Source organism: Arthrobacter sp. NPDC093128, assembly GCF_040683875.1.
GTDB lineage: Bacteria > Actinomycetota > Actinomycetes > Actinomycetales > Micrococcaceae > Arthrobacter.
Genome location: NZ_JBFBEY010000025.1, coordinates 1 through 14675, shown reverse-complemented (window position 1 = coordinate 14675; position 14675 = coordinate 1). Strand labels below are relative to the sequence as shown.

14 protein-coding genes and 3 pseudogenes are annotated in these 14675 nt (G+C 64.2%); 8 read left to right on the top strand and 9 right to left on the bottom strand.

Features of this window, described 5'->3' with window-relative positions:
* Window positions 1-7 precede the first annotated feature (7 nt).
* Window positions 8-1423, top strand: coding sequence for an APC family permease (locus AB0N24_RS22840; protein ID WP_364129470.1), 1416 nt, complete (start codon window positions 8-10; stop codon window positions 1421-1423).
* Between the two features lie 298 nt (window positions 1424-1721).
* Here AB0N24_RS22840 and AB0N24_RS22835 read toward each other — a convergent pair whose 3' ends face one another.
* Window positions 1722-1937: a TrfB-related DNA-binding protein gene (locus AB0N24_RS22835; protein WP_364129468.1), complete on the bottom strand. Its 216-nt coding sequence runs from the start codon at window positions 1935-1937 to the stop codon at window positions 1722-1724.
* 400 nt (window positions 1938-2337) lie between these two features.
* On the opposite strand from AB0N24_RS22835, the gene AB0N24_RS22830 reads away from it, so the two are divergent.
* Window positions 2338-2595 carry a hypothetical protein gene (locus AB0N24_RS22830; protein ID WP_364129465.1) on the top strand — a complete coding sequence of 86 codons (258 nt, stop codon included), beginning with the start codon at window positions 2338-2340 and terminating at the stop codon, window positions 2593-2595.
* Window positions 2596-3282: 687 nt separating this feature from the next.
* On the opposite strand, the gene AB0N24_RS22825 is transcribed toward AB0N24_RS22830, so the two are convergent.
* Window positions 3283-3759, bottom strand: a complete 477-nt coding sequence (locus tag AB0N24_RS22825; protein ID WP_364129463.1) for an Lrp/AsnC family transcriptional regulator — start codon at window positions 3757-3759, stop codon at window positions 3283-3285.
* Between the two features lie 144 nt (window positions 3760-3903).
* Here AB0N24_RS22825 and AB0N24_RS22820 point away from each other — a divergent pair, with 144 nt between their 5' ends.
* Entirely contained in the window at window positions 3904-4806 is a 903-nt protein-coding gene (locus AB0N24_RS22820) for a DMT family transporter (protein WP_364129460.1), read from the top strand.
* Between the two features lie 388 nt (window positions 4807-5194).
* Here AB0N24_RS22820 and AB0N24_RS22815 read toward each other — a convergent pair.
* Window positions 5195-5446, bottom strand: a pseudogene (locus AB0N24_RS22815) (transposase); the annotation flags it as partial.
* 186 nt (window positions 5447-5632) lie between these two features.
* Here AB0N24_RS22815 and AB0N24_RS22810 point away from each other — a divergent pair.
* Window positions 5633-7090 (top strand): transposase, encoded by a 1458-nt coding sequence (locus tag AB0N24_RS22810; protein ID WP_364129458.1) that lies wholly within the window; start codon window positions 5633-5635, stop codon window positions 7088-7090.
* Window positions 7091-7189: 99 nt separating this feature from the next.
* A pseudogene (locus tag AB0N24_RS22805) lies at window positions 7190-7441 on the top strand (transposase); the annotation flags it as partial.
* A 90-nt stretch (window positions 7442-7531) separates the two neighbouring features.
* On the opposite strand, the gene AB0N24_RS22800 reads toward AB0N24_RS22805, so the two are convergent.
* The 3 genes from AB0N24_RS22800 to AB0N24_RS22790 all read right to left on the bottom strand — a co-directional run bounded on the left by AB0N24_RS22800 (window position 7532) and on the right by AB0N24_RS22790 (window position 11868).
* Window positions 7532-8809 carry a transposase family protein gene (locus AB0N24_RS22800; protein WP_364129456.1) on the bottom strand — a complete coding sequence of 426 codons (1278 nt, stop codon included), beginning with the start codon at window positions 8807-8809 and terminating at the stop codon, window positions 7532-7534.
* A 504-nt stretch (window positions 8810-9313) separates the two neighbouring features.
* Window positions 9314-9715, bottom strand: coding sequence for a heme-binding protein (locus AB0N24_RS22795; protein ID WP_364129454.1), 402 nt, complete (start codon window positions 9713-9715; stop codon window positions 9314-9316).
* Entirely contained in the window at window positions 9712-11868 is a 2157-nt protein-coding gene (locus tag AB0N24_RS22790; RefSeq protein WP_364129451.1) for a malate synthase G, read from the bottom strand. The genes AB0N24_RS22795 and AB0N24_RS22790 overlap by 4 nt, the downstream gene beginning before the upstream one ends.
* A gap of 153 nt (window positions 11869-12021) precedes the next feature.
* Here AB0N24_RS22790 and AB0N24_RS22785 point away from each other — a divergent pair.
* From AB0N24_RS22785 to AB0N24_RS22775, 3 genes and pseudogenes are all read left to right on the top strand, one after another.
* Window positions 12022-12141 (top strand): annotated as a pseudogene (locus tag AB0N24_RS22785) (helix-turn-helix domain-containing protein); the annotation flags it as partial.
* A 22-nt stretch (window positions 12142-12163) separates the two neighbouring features.
* Window positions 12164-12310, top strand: a complete 147-nt coding sequence (locus AB0N24_RS22780; protein ID WP_364129578.1) for a hypothetical protein — start codon at window positions 12164-12166, stop codon at window positions 12308-12310.
* A 627-nt stretch (window positions 12311-12937) separates the two neighbouring features.
* Window positions 12938-13387 (top strand): hypothetical protein, encoded by a 450-nt coding sequence (locus AB0N24_RS22775; protein WP_364129448.1) that lies wholly within the window; start codon window positions 12938-12940, stop codon window positions 13385-13387.
* Between the two features lie 363 nt (window positions 13388-13750).
* Here AB0N24_RS22775 and AB0N24_RS22770 read toward each other — a convergent pair whose 3' ends face one another.
* Genes AB0N24_RS22770 through AB0N24_RS22760 form a run of 3 tightly spaced genes read right to left on the bottom strand, consistent with a single transcriptional unit; the run spans window position 13751 to window position 14495 of the window.
* A complete protein-coding gene (locus tag AB0N24_RS22770) occupies window positions 13751-14044 on the bottom strand; it encodes a hypothetical protein (protein WP_364129445.1) in 294 nt (97 codons plus the stop codon).
* Complete coding sequence (locus AB0N24_RS22765; RefSeq protein WP_364129442.1) at window positions 14022-14156, bottom strand: hypothetical protein; 135 nt, start codon at window positions 14154-14156, stop codon at window positions 14022-14024. Before AB0N24_RS22765 ends, AB0N24_RS22770 begins: the two co-directional genes overlap by 23 nt.
* Before the next feature lie 30 nt (window positions 14157-14186).
* A complete protein-coding gene (locus AB0N24_RS22760; RefSeq protein WP_364129439.1) occupies window positions 14187-14495 on the bottom strand; it encodes a hypothetical protein in 309 nt (102 codons plus the stop codon).
* Window positions 14496-14675 lie beyond the last annotated feature (180 nt).

The window sequence follows — 14675 nt, the reverse complement described above, 5'->3', positions numbered from 1 at the left end:
AAATCCCATGTCAGCTGAGAACATCAAACTCATCCCCAAACTATCCCTGCTGTCAGTTGTCGTGTTCGGACTGGCGTACATGGCTCCGGGAATCGTGATGTCGATCTTCGGTGTCATCTCCTCCACGAGCGACGGATCCGCCCCGACGGCATTTGCCCTCGCCACTGCCGCAATGCTGCTAACTGCGCTCAGCTACGCGAAGATGGCAAAAATCTTTCCCACCTCTGGTTCGGCCTACGTCTACGCACGACGACTGCTCGATTCACGCGTCGGCTTCCTCGTCGGGTGGGCAATCCTTCTCGACTATCTCTTCCTTCCCACCGTGGCCTGGCTTTTCCAGTCGTTCTACCTGGCCGCCCAGTTTCCCGCCATTCCCGTCTGGGCATGGCTGGCTCTGAACGCGGGATTGACCACGATCATCAACGTCACTGGAATCGTGCTCACCGACCGCGTGAACAAGATCCTGACCCTTCTGGTCGTAACCCTTATCGGGATCTTCATCGCCTACTGCCTGGCCTACCTCGGCGGCAACCCGCCGGCGTCGTTCACTGAACCCTTCTGGAACAGTGCCACGACAGTCAGCGGCATCGCTGCGGCGGCGGCTATCGCGGCCTACGCCTTCCTCGGCTTCGACGCCGTCAGCACCCTCAGCGAAGAGACCAAAGACGCCAGCCGCAACATCCCCCGGGCCATCCTCTTGACCGTCCTCGTCGGCGGAATAATCTTCGTCGTGGTCTCCTACATCATGCAGCTCGTCCACCCAGGCGGGGACTTCGAGGAAGCGGCGACGGCAGCGTACGCCATGCAGGTCCTCGTCGGCGGCCAGTTCTACGCCAACATCGCCAACATGCTTTTCATCGTTGGCGGTTTCGCCTCCGGGCTGGCCATCCAGGCCAGCACCAGCCGGCTCCTCTACGTCATGGGCCGCGACGGAGTCCTTCCCCGACGGCTCTTCGGCCGCCTCAACCCGCGAACCAAAACGCCCATCTTCAACCTGGTCCTCGTCGGTGCCATAGCCGCCCTGGCGATGAACATCTCCCTGGAACTCGCGACGTCCTGCATCAACTTCGGGGCATTCCTGGCCTTCGCAACCGTGAACCTCTGCGTGATTGCCTACTTCATCCGCAGCCGCCGACAAGGCACCAAACTACCCGTCATCGGATACATCATCCTGCCGGTCCTGGGTGCCGCGGTTGACATCTATCTCCTCACCCAGCTAAGTCCCATGGCGATCATCATCGGCTGCATCTGGATCGGCCTGGGCATGGTCTACCTCGTCTTCCTCACTAAAGGTTTCCGTAGGGAACCGCCGGAAATGCGCCTCCAGGACCAGCAAAGCGAACGCATTCAGGCCCAGCATCCCGCCCCCGGAACGCTGTCAACCGTCCCTGCGGCCAGCCAGGCACAACCCACTGAAATCTAATCTCCAGAACGAACCCACAAAGGGCGGGCCAGGACACTGATGTCCTGGCCCGTCCTTTGTGCGTACTGGAACCGGACTCGCGGCGAAGACCCAACTGCAACCACTCGACTCTTGGGATACGAGAGGTCTCATGCCTCTATCCGGCAGGATCCAACTATGTCTCGAAACTGCTGGTTGAATCGGCATACTAACCATTAGCTGTAAATCACAGCGATAAATGACGGCGTTTTCGCAGCGCTAATTGGCGCCTCCGTATGTCCGGCGATTCCACAGCGCCCGATGCGGCTCCTGTGGAGGTTTAGCCGGCTGCCGTCATTTTCTGGATTGCCTGTCGGGTGGCGCCGAGTTCACGGGCAATATCAGCCTGCGCATAGCCCTTGGGGAGAAGCGCATCAATGATCACACGCCGCTGTCGGGAAAGCTCCACGGCATGACGGGCATGCTCAATTGCTCGTGTACGCACCGCGGTGAGATCGTCAAACATGGCTCGGTCTTCGATTGCTACAGCTTTCATGCACTCGTTATGACAACCCCAGGTTGCGGCGTCAACCACCGGTTGTCCTCTGGGGGGTGTTCTACGCCCGTCTCAGTCTCCGTCCCGGCCCTCACAGCAGAATCATGCATCCGCAGCTTACTCCGTCGCCCAAGACGGCAACGTACAGGACTTGGCGGCTTCGTTCGTGGCTAGGGCTGTCCAAAAATCCCTGCGAAGCGGCGGCCGGCGGGCTTTCGTGATGCCGAACTCAGTAATAGACCGTGACTATTGGTCGGGTTTCAGGTCAGGAAAGTTCGGCACGCTGTACGACATCGTGAACGTCGCCTTCGACCAGCCTTGGGACCTCCGCTGAATTCGGCCGCACTTTTTCCCCTGGGGAAGCAGTGTCGTTTTCGGGCAGCGGGCCGAGCAACCCAAGATGATGCCAAAAATCGCTGAGACTTGGACGGGCAAGGTGCCTTCGGGCAAAACAGCCTGGGCCGAGGTGGAACCGACCATCTTCCGCGGCGACAAGGACCTCTCCGTTTCCACTACCGACGCCGAGCAGCCTCGGTCGCCTTATTCCGCTCGATTCAGTCAGGGCGCCACCATTGTGCCTCGAGTCCTTTTCATGGTGGAGCCGACCCCGGCGTCGTCGCTGAAGTCTGACCATCTCCGCCCGGATCCCTTTGTGTGAGAGAAGAGATGCCAAGGCGTCAGGCATCTCCTCTCTTTTTCCTTCGCGGGGTTGGAACTCGACGGTTAGTGAACATGTGGTGATCGCAGTGGGATGGGCCTGTTTGTGCTGATTTAGCAGGGATCTTTTTCTCCTCGTTTAAGAGCGCAAAACATGCCCCTTACATGGACCGCCGGGTGTATGCGCCTAAGTGAGGTTGTGGTGCGTTACCTGTAATGACGGGTATCTATGGCCGTGCGGATGCTCGTCGCGTACGCAGAGCCCGTCGCGCAGCGGTTGCAAGAGAGAAACCATGCGCTGCCTCAAACGCTACGTCGCCCGGGAAATCTACCGCCAAATATTTAATCCCATTGCAGCACCTGACATCACCGGCCTCCGGCCCCTCAGACGGCAGCTCGGCGTCACATTGCAGCAAGCAGGCGAACAACTCAACCAGTGTCCTTACAACCTCTCCATAGAACGAGGGATTGCCAGAAACGACCACGTCGCCCAAACGTACCGACAATGGCTCACTCAACAGCACCTGTCCACAACCGGGGACAATTCCCACGGGTTATCCACCGCTACCACCGCCGAGGGAGCTACCCCAACGGCTCCCAAAAAACCAGCCGTGGATAACCCGAATTGACCCCAGTTATGGACAGCTCAAAGTCACCTCCGCGCGGCACGCCAACCGTAAAAACGTCATTACTGTGGCTGTTGTCCTTGCTCCCTGGCCCCCGGCTGCACGACCGGAGCCCAGCGCTTGGGCGACGAGAAGATAAACGATGTCGCAGAGCTGCCCTTATCGTGAAGTGAGTCGATAAAAGGTTCCAAGTCCCGGATGGTTTCAGCGACCACACGCAAGATGTGATCGTCCTGGCCCGCCACCCGATGATCCTCGAGGACATACGGATCGGCGATAGCTTGGGTTGCGATGCCATAAGACTGCAGCTTGCCGGTACTGGCAACGTGGATGAAAGCCTCAACCGCATATCCAGCAGCAGTGGTGTCGACACGGGCACTGTAGCCAGTTATCACGCCGTGCCGCTCCAGACGTCGCACTCTGCTCGCGACTGCAGGGGCGGTCAACCCTACTTGCCGCGCGAGCTCTCTGTATCCGAGGCGCGCGTCTTCCTGCAGCAGCCGCAACAATTCCCAGTCCACATCATCCAGAGTCACCATGTCTCAAATTTTAGTCGCTTGGCTTTCCAAATGGATGCTTATCGACTCGAAAACTTTACAAGTTGCCTTCCGTCGATACCGGCCTTCTCCATAGACTGGGTGCCATGTTGGAACAATCTTTCTTGGCAACTCGGCAGGTGTAGCGTGAAAGCAAGCGCGTGGGGGCTATTTGCCCTGGTTTCGCTTCTTTGGGGAGTGCCTTATCTCTTCATTGAAATCGCGCTGAGGGACATCGGACCTCTGTGGATCGCCGCCGGACGTGTAGCCATAGCGGCTCTCGTCATGACGCCATTCCTACTGCATCGACAGCGCTGGCGGGTGCTGACAAAACGCTGGCGCGCCCTGCTGGTTCTGGCCGTAGTTGAGGTCGTCGTGCCGTTGAGCCTGATCACACTGGGACAGTTGTCGGTTCCGTCTGGAACAACTGGCGTGATCATCGCAACTGAACCCATTTTCGTTGCAGTACTTGCCCCTTTGCTCGTTCGCAAGCCTTGGCTGAACCCATCGGGATGGGTTGGCTTGGTCCTTGGGCTTATCGGCGTAACCACCCTCCTCGGGCTCGATGATGCAGGACCAGCGGTGTTACTCATCGCCGGTGCAGCCCTCGCCTACGGGCTGGGTGCCATCCTGATCGGTCACTGGTTTAGCAATTATGATGCCCTGACAGTCGCCGCTGCCATGATCCTGGCTGCTGCCCCCATACTCATCGCCATTGCAGCGGCGGCCGAACCGTTCCGGGCACCCTCAGAAAGTACGGTACTTTCCCTCATCACGCTGGGAGTCGCGTGCACAGCAGGCGGCTTTAGTGCATTCTTCGCACTCATCAAGCGCGCGGGGCCGACCACTGCAGCCCTCACAACATATACCGCACCGATTATTGCGGTCGTGGCAGGGGTTCTCGTCTTGCGCGAAAACCTGACTCTCTGGCAGGTACTCAGCTGCTCACTGATCCTCATTGGTGCCGCGTTTATCGTGCGCCTAAAACCTAGGCGTGGGCGGCGGCCCTCAAAAATGGACCCTGCAGAGCAAAGCTCGATCAAACTCTAGAACCCGCTTATGATGTTGGGCTCCGCGACTGAGTGATGGACGACGGTAATAACGGTGTCGATGTGATGCGCAGGCATAGTCTTCACATGCTTACCGCACCTCCGGGGGTATGCCTTTAAACATGTATATGAGAAGGGCCCGGCAGGCTAAGCCAACTCACCGCGGTCTCTGGTCCGGAAGAACTACTACTACTACTACTACTACTACTACTACTACTACTCACAGCACTATCTTCGCGTACTGCAGTCAAAACCGGACTGGACATGATTACTGGATTCCTGGCTCTCGCCCCACGCGATTAAATGGACTTGCTATGAGCCCCTGGTACCGTTCCAGCCTGACACGTGGGACTGTCCGATAAACGGTGTGTGGGTCCGGCCGGTTTTCATTAGTGAATGGTTCTTTCGAACCGACCAGTGAAGGTAATCGCGAACGCGTTCAGCGCAGGCATCCACCTCATCACCCAGCGTGCCCGACCGCCGCCGGTCGGATCAAGAGACCTGGTGACCAGATACAGGCATTTCAGCGCAGCGGCCTCGTTTGGAAAGTGCCCGCGGGCCCTCACGGCCCGTCGGTAGCGGGCATTGATCGACTCGATCACGTTCGTTGTGCAGATCACCCGCCGGATCTCCACGTCGTAGAGGCTGTCGCAGAATAGCGTGTCCCAGCCCGGGCGGTGACGAGGGGCCTGGGAGAATCGGGTATGGCTCAGAGTTATCGTCCTGTGCGGCGTGATCAGGTGTTTCTGCTTCCGCCGGATATGCGGGACTGGCTGCCGGAAGATCACCTCGTCTGGCTTGTCATCGAGATCGTCGAGACGCTCGATGTGTCAGCTTTCGAAGCGTCGCGGCGGCGGGGCGGGGTCGGCGCAGCGGGATACGATCCGCGGATGCTGCTGGGGCTGCTGGTCTATGCGTACTGCCGCGGCGTGCGGTCCTCGCGTCAAGTCGAGCGGCTATGCCACACGGACATTGCGTTCAAGGTGGCGTGCGCAGGCGATGTGCCCGACCACGCGACCATCGCGAGGTTCCGTGCCGTGTCAGAGGAAGCGTTCGCAGGGTTGTTCGCGCAGGTGCTGCTGATCGCCGCACGGGCGGGGCTCGCCCGGTTTGGGACGATCGCGATCGACGGGACGAAGATCCCGGCGAACGCGTCCATCGACGCGAACCGAGGCCGGGACTGGTTCGACCAGCACGCCAAAGAGATCGCCGCCGATGTCGTCGAAGAGGCGCAACGCGTGGACGCGGCCGAGGATGCGCTGGCCGCCCGCGGGGCCGACGACGGCGGCGACCGTGTCCGTGGACCGCTGGCCGGGAGGTCGGCCAGAGCGGAGCGGATCCGTCGCGCAGCAGCGGAGCTTGCCCAGCAGCAGCGTCGACTGGACACCGATCGCGAGGCCCGCCAGACCGGGGCTCAGGCCCGGCTGCAGGCGTCCCAGGCTGGGCGGCTGGTGCGAGGCCGGATCCCTGACGGCCCGCTACGGCTGGCCGAGGCGAGGGCGCATCTGGAACGGGAGCTGCGCGACCACCAGGCCAAGCTCGATCGCAGGGCCGCGTTGATCGCCGCGGGGAAGAAGCCGATGGGCGCCCCGCCTGTCCCGACCGAGGAGCACTCGCGGATCATCCGGGCACGCCGTGTCGTCGCTGCGGCGGAAGCCGCCGCGGCGCGCGACGGGCAAGCCCCGACGAGGAGCCTCCCCAAGGCCGTCGCGAACACCACAGACCCGGAGTCGCGGGTGATGCCCACGCGCCGGGGTTTCGTCCAGGGGTACAACGCGCAGGTCGCCGTCACCGGTGACCACGTCATCGCCGCCGTCGATGTGAACCAGCAGCCCAACGACATGCCCTCGTTCGTTCCCATGATGAGCGCGGCCACCGACGCGGCCGCGGGCCTGCATGCTAGGACCGGTTCGCCCGAGCACCAGATCGGGGTCGTGCTGGCCGATGCCGGCTACTGCAGCAACAAGAACCCGGAGGCACCCGGCGCCGACCGGATCATCGCCCTGGACAAAGGGCGCGAACAGCACGTCAAGGCAGTTCGATCACCGGCATCTGGCCCGCCGCCGGCCGGGGCGAACGCGCGGGAAGCGATGGCCCACCGCCTCCGAACACCCGAAGGATCAGCCGCTTACAAGCGCCGCGGCGCAACCGTCGAACCCAGCATCGGAACCCTCAAGACGATCCTGGGCAGATTCTCCCGGAGAGGCCTCGACGCTGCCCGCGGCGAGCTGAACCTCGCGGCCGCCGCCTACAACATCCGGAAGATCCATACGGCAACCGGCTGAGGCCTCGGCCGCACGGACCCGTCAAGCGGACCCGCCGACCCCGACTAACAGGCCCCTCGTCACCGCCCGGGCTGGGACACGCTATTCTGCGACAGCCTCTACGACGTGGAGATCCGGCGGGTGATCTGCACAACGAACGTGATCGAGTCGATCAATGCCCGCTACCGACGGGCCGTGAGGGCCCGCGGGCACTTTCCAAACGAGGCCGCTGCGCTGAAATGTCTGTATCTGGTCACCAGGTCTCTTGATCCGACCGGCGGCGGTCGGGCACGCTGGGTGATGAGGTGGAAGCCTGCGCTGAACGCGTTCGCGATTACCTTCACTGGTCGGTTCGAAAGGACCACTCACTAATGAAAACCGGCCGGACCCACACACCGTTTATCGGACAGTCCCGTGGAGCCCGTGCCTCAGGTAGGAATTGCCCGCGAAAGTGGGTGGTGGTCAGCTGGCTTGGACGAGGATTCCGCGGTGGACGTCGGGCAGGGTGGAGGGGAAACCGGCCAGGTAGAGCTGTTCGGTCTTGTCCTTGGCGAGTTGGGCCAGTCGGTCTTGCAGGTCGCCGATCCGGCGGGCCAGTTCGGCGGGGTTGAGTGTGTCGCGGTAGGCGGTCAGCTCGGCTTCTTGTGCGGGGGCCAGGACTCTCGCCGCCAGGAGCCGGTCGAAGGGCGTGCGCGGCGGGTCGTACAGGCGGGTGCGGCGTCCGTTGCGGTCGCTGCCGTACCCGATCGGCTTCTTCGTCGGGGTCAGGTAGTTCAGCCGGTCATTGACCAGTGGCCACAACCGAGCCAGGAGGGCGCGCTCCTCGGGGGTGTCGTAGCGGTAGTAGAAGGCGTACTTGCGCACCAGGTGGTTGTTCTTGGCCTCGACGTTGGACTGGTCGTTCTTCTTGTACGGCCGGGACCGGGTGATGTAGATCCGGCGTTCGGCGGCCCAGTCGGTCATGGCATGGTTGAGGAACTCGCCGCTGTTGTCGAAATCGAGTCCTGTTACCGCACAAGGGACTTCATCCACCGCGGCCTGTAGCGCGGTCAGGATGTGGGTTGGGTGCGCGTTGTTGCGGATGGTGTGGGTGAAGACCCAGCCGGTGTGCACATCGGTCAGGTTCACCGTGCGCGCGAACTCGTCCTTGAGGGTGGGCCCGCAGTGCGCGATGATGTCGACCTCGAAGAACCCCGGCTCGTCCTCGACCTCGTCCCGGGCGCGGCGGATGGCGACGCTTGAGCGCAGCAGCGGCGAAGGCTTCGTGGTCGAGACCCCACCGATGGCGTCCTTGGCCTTGGCCGGGGCCAGGTAGCGGTCGATCGAGGCCGCGCTCATCGCCAGCAACTCGGTGCGCACCGCGCGACTGTAGTGATCGATACCGTCGATGAGCTCACCGTGGCGTTCCAGGGCGTCCAGATGGGCGCGCATCGAGACCACCAAGTACTTGCCGCACTGCCCGCCAGAGGCGGCCCACACCTTCTGCAGCACCTTGCGCGCGTCATAGGAGAACTTCGGTGCCCGCGGCTTGCGGACCGGCGTGGCGACCGCCCGACCCGGTCCCGGCGGCGTTTTGGCCGCCGCGACCAGCCGCCGGCGGGCGTTGTCCCTGGACCAGCCGGTGACCGAGACCACCTCATCGAGCATCCGGCCCCGGTCCTTCTTGCTCGCTGCCGCGTACGCCTTGGCGTACTTGTGCGTCACCTCGGCACGAGTGACCATCGACGACCCACTTCCCATGCCCCCGCAGCATCCACCGATTTCGCGGGCAATTCTTTCGTGAGGCACCGAGGGCATACCGCCTGGGGTCACGCTGGGCGCGAACCCCAGCTGCAGCTCGATGCGAGCGTCGTCTACCCTCAGCTTGGGTGCCTGGGTGTACTCGGTGACGTGTGTGGGTGCGCAAAACGGCACGCCGACGGCGAGGGGCGGGGGTGCGGAGTCGTCACCTCCCAGTGGCGTTCCTTCGCCGCATTGCACCTCGAAGGTGCCGTGGCCAGGCACACCATGGGTGGATACGAGGGCGCGTTTGCGCAACTTCGCCTCGCAGGCCGCGATCACGTTCACCGAACGACACCGTGGCGGTTGTCAGCTTTGCTGACTATCAGGTCATTGTGCATGTGACAGCCTCCGGAAAAGTGGATTCTTCAATTCGACAGCCGTTCCCGCTTCAGCGCGAGTCGGCCGGTGGTGGGGGGCCTAGGGCCTGGGCCTGCATGCGATCGCAGCCATCGGCCCCCCAGATCATGCTGGATAACCGCGCGAACTTTCACCCGATGAGGGGCGATGATTAGGGTGGTGAGGTGGAACCTGCTGAGCGGCAACCGATCGAGGTGTGCCGGTCAAGGGCTCTCCTGTCGTGTTGGTCATGGGCAGGGCTCCGACCGATCGGCTCACCGCAGCGATGAAGTAGGGTTGCTGCTCGGCGCGGGCCATCAGGGCCCGTGAGCCCATGCCCAGGGCCAGCGCACCGGAGGCCTTGCCGTAGGCGACCTCGAAGCGCTTGTTCGAGGAGCCGTCCTGACGTTCGGCGGCGACGACGTGGCCGCCGGCATCGAGGACGACGACGGTCGGCGGCTTGTACCCCTGCGAGGCGGCGTGGCCCAAGGCCCCGCCGATGGCGCGACGAGCGAGATCGAGGTTCATGCCTTCTCCTCCTTCTTCAGGCGGCGGTGGTGGTGCAGGATCGGCTCGGTGTATCCGCCGGGCTGATCGAGACCGTCGAAGACGAGATCGTGTGCCGCCAGGAAGGCACGGTCGTCGTATTTCGGGCCCATCGGCGAGTAGCCGTCGGCGGCCTGCTGGGCATCCACGACATCGGCCATGCGACGGAAGGCGTCCTCGACCACGGCCGGGGTCACGACCCCATGACGCAACCAGTTCGCCACGTGCTGGCTCGAGATGCGACAGGTGGCCCGGTCCTCCATCAGCTGGACTCCGTGGATGTCCGGGACCTTGGAGCAGCCGATCCCGTCATCGATCCAGCGCTTGACGTAGCCGAGGACACCTTGGAGGTTGTTCTCGACCTCGGCGGTGCGCTCCGACTCCGTCCATTCGGCCGACGCGTCGAAAGGGATGGTCAACAGCTGCGAGAGGGTCGTGCGCCGCCGGCCCGCCAGTTTCTGCTGCACCGCCGCCACATCGACCTCGTGGTAGTGCAGTGCGTGCAGTGTCGCGGCGGTGGGGGACGGGACCCAGGCGCAGTTCGCGCCCGCTCTCGGGTGACCGACCTTGGCCTCGAGCATGGCGGCCATGTTGTCGGGCTGGGCCCACATGCCCTTGCCGATCTGCGCCTTGCCGCGGAAACCGCACGCGAGGGCGACATCGACGTTCTGCTCCTCGTAGGCCCGAATCCATGCTGTGTCGCGCATCTCGGCCTTGCGGACCATGGGGCCGCCGAGCATTGAGGTGTGCAGCTCGTCGCCGGTGCGATCCAGGAACCCCGTGTTGACGAAGGCGACGCGGCCCCGTGCGGCGTGGATGCACGCCGCGAGGTTGGCCGAGGTGCGGCGCTCTTCATCCATGATCCCGAGCTTGATCGTCCCCTTCGGCAGCCCGAGGAGTGCTTCGACGCGCTGGAACAGGTCGTCCGTCAGCGCGACCTCTTCCGGACCGTGCATTTTCGGCTTGACCGCGTACATCGATCCCGTCCGGGAGTTGCGCAGGTCCCCCCGCCCCTGGATGTCCGACATGGCACAAAGCGTTGTGATCGCGGCGTCGAGAATCCCCTCGGGGATCTCGTCGCCGTCGTGGAGGACCGCATCGGTGGTCATCAGGTGACCCACGTGCCGGATCCACAGCAGGGACCGGCCGGGCAGCACGACCTCCCCTTCGGGGCTGTCGTAGACACGGTCGGGAGCCATGTGACGGGTGAAGCTCTCCCCGCCCTTGCTCATCGACGCCGTCAGCGTGCCTTGCATGAGCTGCAGCCAGTTGCGGTAGCCCGCGACCTTGTCGGCCGCATCCACCGCTGCCACTGAGTCCTCGAGGTCCATGATCGTGGTGAGGGCAGCCTCGACGACCAGGTCCTGGACACCGGCTTCATCCGTGCTCCCGATCGAGCCGTCACGATCGATGAGGATCTCCACGTGCAGACCGTGGTGCTCGAGCAGCACGCCCTGCGGAGTGGAAGCCTCACCACGGTGACCCTTGTACTGTCCCCGGTCGGCCAGGCCCGTCTCGCCGGCTTCCGACGAGACCACCAAGCGGCCGCCCTCGACGCGGTAGCCGGTGGCACTGCTGTGCGACCCCTGCGCCAGGGGAAAGTGCTCGTCGAGGAACTGACGCCCGCGGGCGACTACCTCGGCACCGCGCGTCGGGTTGTACGAGCTGCCCTTCTCGCGTCCGCCGTCTTCGGCGATCACGTCGGTGCCGTACAGGGCGTCGTAAAGCGAGCCCCACCGAGCGTTGGCAGCGTTGGCGGCGAAGCGTGCGTTCAGCAGGGGGACGACCAGCTGTGGGCCGGCGACTGCAGCGACCTCCCTATCGACGTTCTCCGTGGTGATCTCAAACGGCCCAGGCTCGTCCACGAGGTAGCCGATCCGGTGCAGGTGCTCCTCGTAGGCACCTTGGTCCACGGGACCGGGATGCGCGGCGTGCCATTGGTCGAGCGCAGTCTGCAGCTCGGCACGTCGCTCGAGCAGGCGCCGGTTGACCGGACCCAGATCACGCACGATCTCCTCGAGACCGCCCCAGAAGGCCGCTTCGTCGATACCGGACCCACCAAGCGCCTCGTCTCGCACGAACGCATGGAGCTCGTCGGCCACTTGAAGCGCCCCTATTTGTACCCGCTCGCTCATCCTTTATCCTTTTCCGTATCGTGGAATAATGTTTTCTTCCATTGGAATCATAACAAAAAGTCGACAGAGTGACCATAGAAAATCACACAATGTGACCAGAGGGAACTCGGCGGTGATGGACAAGCCGGGATCGGGTGGCGTAGAGTCCGGTATTTGCCCTCCTTGAGGCGCCGCGACCGGGGCTGCGGAGTCACCGAGCTCGCAGAGGACAGCGGGCTGTCGCCGTCGACGATCCACCGGTTGTTGCAGACCCTGGTCACCCGCGGCTACGCCCGGCAGGAGCCCGGCCGCGCCTATGCCCTGGGTTTCAGGAGTGATCAGGCTGGGCGAGGAGGCAGTCTCCGGCGTGGCGACATGGTGTCTGCCGCTGCAGACCGAGTTGGTGGGCCAGCTGGGCGAGTCCGTCAATCTCGCTGGGCTCAGCGGCGAGGACGTCGTGTAAATGGCTCACGTGCCATCGGCCCAGTCAATGCGCATGTTCACCGAGGTCGGCAGCAGGGTCCCGGCGCAGAGCACGGGCGTCGGGAAGGCCATGCTCGCCCAGCTCGACCATCACCATGTGCGGGCGTGCGGGCGTGCGGGCGTGCGGGCGTGCGGGCGTGCGGGCGTGCGGGCGTGCGGGTGTGCGGGCACTGCTCACTCACCGGGGTGCCCCCCGCCACCCCTTCACCCACAGCGAGCGGGAGGCGCTTGAGTCCGAGATGGCCGCCAACATCGACCGCGGTTTCGCGATGGACGAGCTGCGGGTGCGTTGCGTCGCCGTACCCTCCAGCCGGCCGGGGAGGATCCCGCCTGGCTGTATCCATGTCCGTCCCGATCTCACGAGTCACCGACACGCTCGTCACGAGAGCCGTCCCGCTCCTCACGCGCGCCGCCAAGACCATCTCCGAGGAATTCGGTCGTGACGCCCCGTGAGGCGGCCCGGGGCCCCACCCCCTTCACGGCCCTACTCAAATCGGCTCCCCTTGGTTCGTGGTGAAGGAGAGCGACGCGTCGGGGCAACGGTGGGGGCTCGTGGCCCTGCTGTGAGGGGTATGCGAGACATCCACGAGAACGAGGACCTCGAGCTGTGAACGAGCCTACGGGCTCGCGCCCTGATGCTGCGGGCACGATCTTCAACCTGCCCTCCTATCGCGTCATCGATGCCGTCGACCTGCCCGAAGGTCGGAGGGTCACAGTGGCCCCGACCGATCCGCCCGGGTGCCCCGAGCGCGGCGTGATGGCTAAGGGGGCTGGCTCCCGTCGACTGCAGCGGAACCGGGACATCCCGGTCGCCGGCGCCGTCGAGGTGATGTGGGCCAAGCGGCGCTGGTTCTGCATCGAGATCCGCTGCGCCAGAGGCACGTTCGCCGAGTCGACCGAGCAGGTCCCGCGATTCGCGCGCTCAGCCCAGCGGTTGAAGGAGACGGTGGTCTCGGCGGTGGTCGAGCGCTACTCCCGGGCCGCCGATGAGCTGGAAGCCGCGGCGCGCGAGGGGCTGGCCGCGTTGTCCGCCCGGCGGGAACGGGTCCGGCGGTGAACGCCGAGGCCGTGGTGGTCGCGTTCGCCGGGGCCCGGCAAAGGCTAGAGTCCTTGACCGCCGTGCTGGATGATGAGGCCGCGGTGGACTCGAGCACATCGAGCTGGAGGCACGCTTGGAGCGGGACGGGCGCGAACCGTTGCGTCAGCTGATGCAACAGCACCTGGACCCTGCGCGCGATGCGCGAGCAGCGGGTGGCGGTGGTGCGACCCCGAATCAGGGGGCCCACACCCGGGTGGGCCCCTGGCCACGATCTTCGGCGACGTGCAGGTGACCCGGCCGGCCTATCGCGCCCGCGGGGCGCAGAACCTGTATCCGGGCGATGAGGTGCGCAACCTGCGGCCGGAGCGGCACTCCTACGGGCTACGCCGCCTGGCCGCGGTCGAAGCAGCAGGCGGCTCCATGCTGGGCAGGGCGAAAACCCGAGCACAGGATCAGCAGCCAGCCGATCCCGTGCTCGGTGACGTCGTAGTACGCTGCCTGCCCGCAGACGAAGCGCTCCCCGTCGTTGATGCGCAGCCGGTAGCTGAGGCGGTGCGGGTCGCCCAGAGTCCTGCAGCCGACGGCTTCGAGCACGTCCGACGGCTCGAACCAGCAGCCGAGCAAGACGTCATCGATGACCCCGGCCGGATCGTCAGCCTCCCACGACCAACACACGGAACTCGACGTGCAGGTCGAGCATCGTGATCAGTGCGTCCCGGTCCTTCGTGGCCAGCTCGCGGGCGGACGTCTCACCGAGCGCTGCGGCGTGGACCGGCTGTGCCGTCATGGCACGAGCGCGCAGACCGCGAAGGCCGGATCATCGAAGGGTTCCTACCGCTGCCTCGGGCTCCCGCAGGGACAGTACGACATCGGCTACCTCGAGGGTCCACTCGACCACCTGATAGGTGTCGGCGATCGAGCGGAACAGCTCGCCGTCCCGGAACGCCTGCAACGCCTCCGGCGAGTCCCAAGTGTATACCGCGCCATGCTGCCCGTTCTCGTAACGCACGTAGTGCTTCTGCAGCAGGCCGGGCACTGCCTGGTACTGGGCCATCCGCGCGATGTACAACTCCTGGATGCGCTCGTCCGGTAGTGCGGACGTGAAGTGCACGATGTGCATGATCATAATCATCTCCTGATCTGTTTGGTTCTCGTTCGAAGTGTGGGCCGGGTGCGTAAAGCGCGGCCGGAGCCGTGCTGGAGCGCGCCGAGCCGATCCGGTGTATGAACCTTACGAAGCGGTTAGGGCCCGGTCAAGGCATCGACGAGACTCACGAAAAGTGCCCGCGAACCGCCCTCAGTGCCT

Bases quoted from the DNA above. Each gene is read 5' to 3' on its own strand.
- AB0N24_RS22835 (WP_364129468.1), bottom strand. From the start codon at position 1,937: ATGAAAGCTGTAGCAATCGAAGACCGAGCCATGTTTGACGATCTCACC.
- AB0N24_RS22795 (WP_364129454.1), bottom strand. From the start codon at position 9,715: ATGAACCTCGATCTCGCTCGTCGCGCCATCGGCGGGGCCTTGGGCCAC.
- AB0N24_RS22780 (WP_364129578.1), top strand. From the start codon at position 12,164: ATGCCCTGGGTTTCAGGAGTGATCAGGCTGGGCGAGGAGGCAGTCTCC.
- AB0N24_RS22840 (WP_364129470.1), top strand. From the start codon at position 8: ATGTCAGCTGAGAACATCAAACTCATCCCCAAACTATCCCTGCTGTCA.
- AB0N24_RS22830 (WP_364129465.1), top strand. From the start codon at position 2,338: ATGATGCCAAAAATCGCTGAGACTTGGACGGGCAAGGTGCCTTCGGGC.
- AB0N24_RS22825 (WP_364129463.1), bottom strand. From the start codon at position 3,759: ATGGTGACTCTGGATGATGTGGACTGGGAATTGTTGCGGCTGCTGCAG.
- AB0N24_RS22760 (WP_364129439.1), bottom strand. From the start codon at position 14,495: ATGATCATGCACATCGTGCACTTCACGTCCGCACTACCGGACGAGCGC.
- AB0N24_RS22800 (WP_364129456.1), bottom strand. From the start codon at position 8,809: ATGGGAAGTGGGTCGTCGATGGTCACTCGTGCCGAGGTGACGCACAAG.
- AB0N24_RS22765 (WP_364129442.1), bottom strand. From the start codon at position 14,156: ATGACGGCACAGCCGGTCCACGCCGCAGCGCTCGGTGAGACGTCCGCC.
- AB0N24_RS22790 (WP_364129451.1), bottom strand. From the start codon at position 11,868: ATGAGCGAGCGGGTACAAATAGGGGCGCTTCAAGTGGCCGACGAGCTC.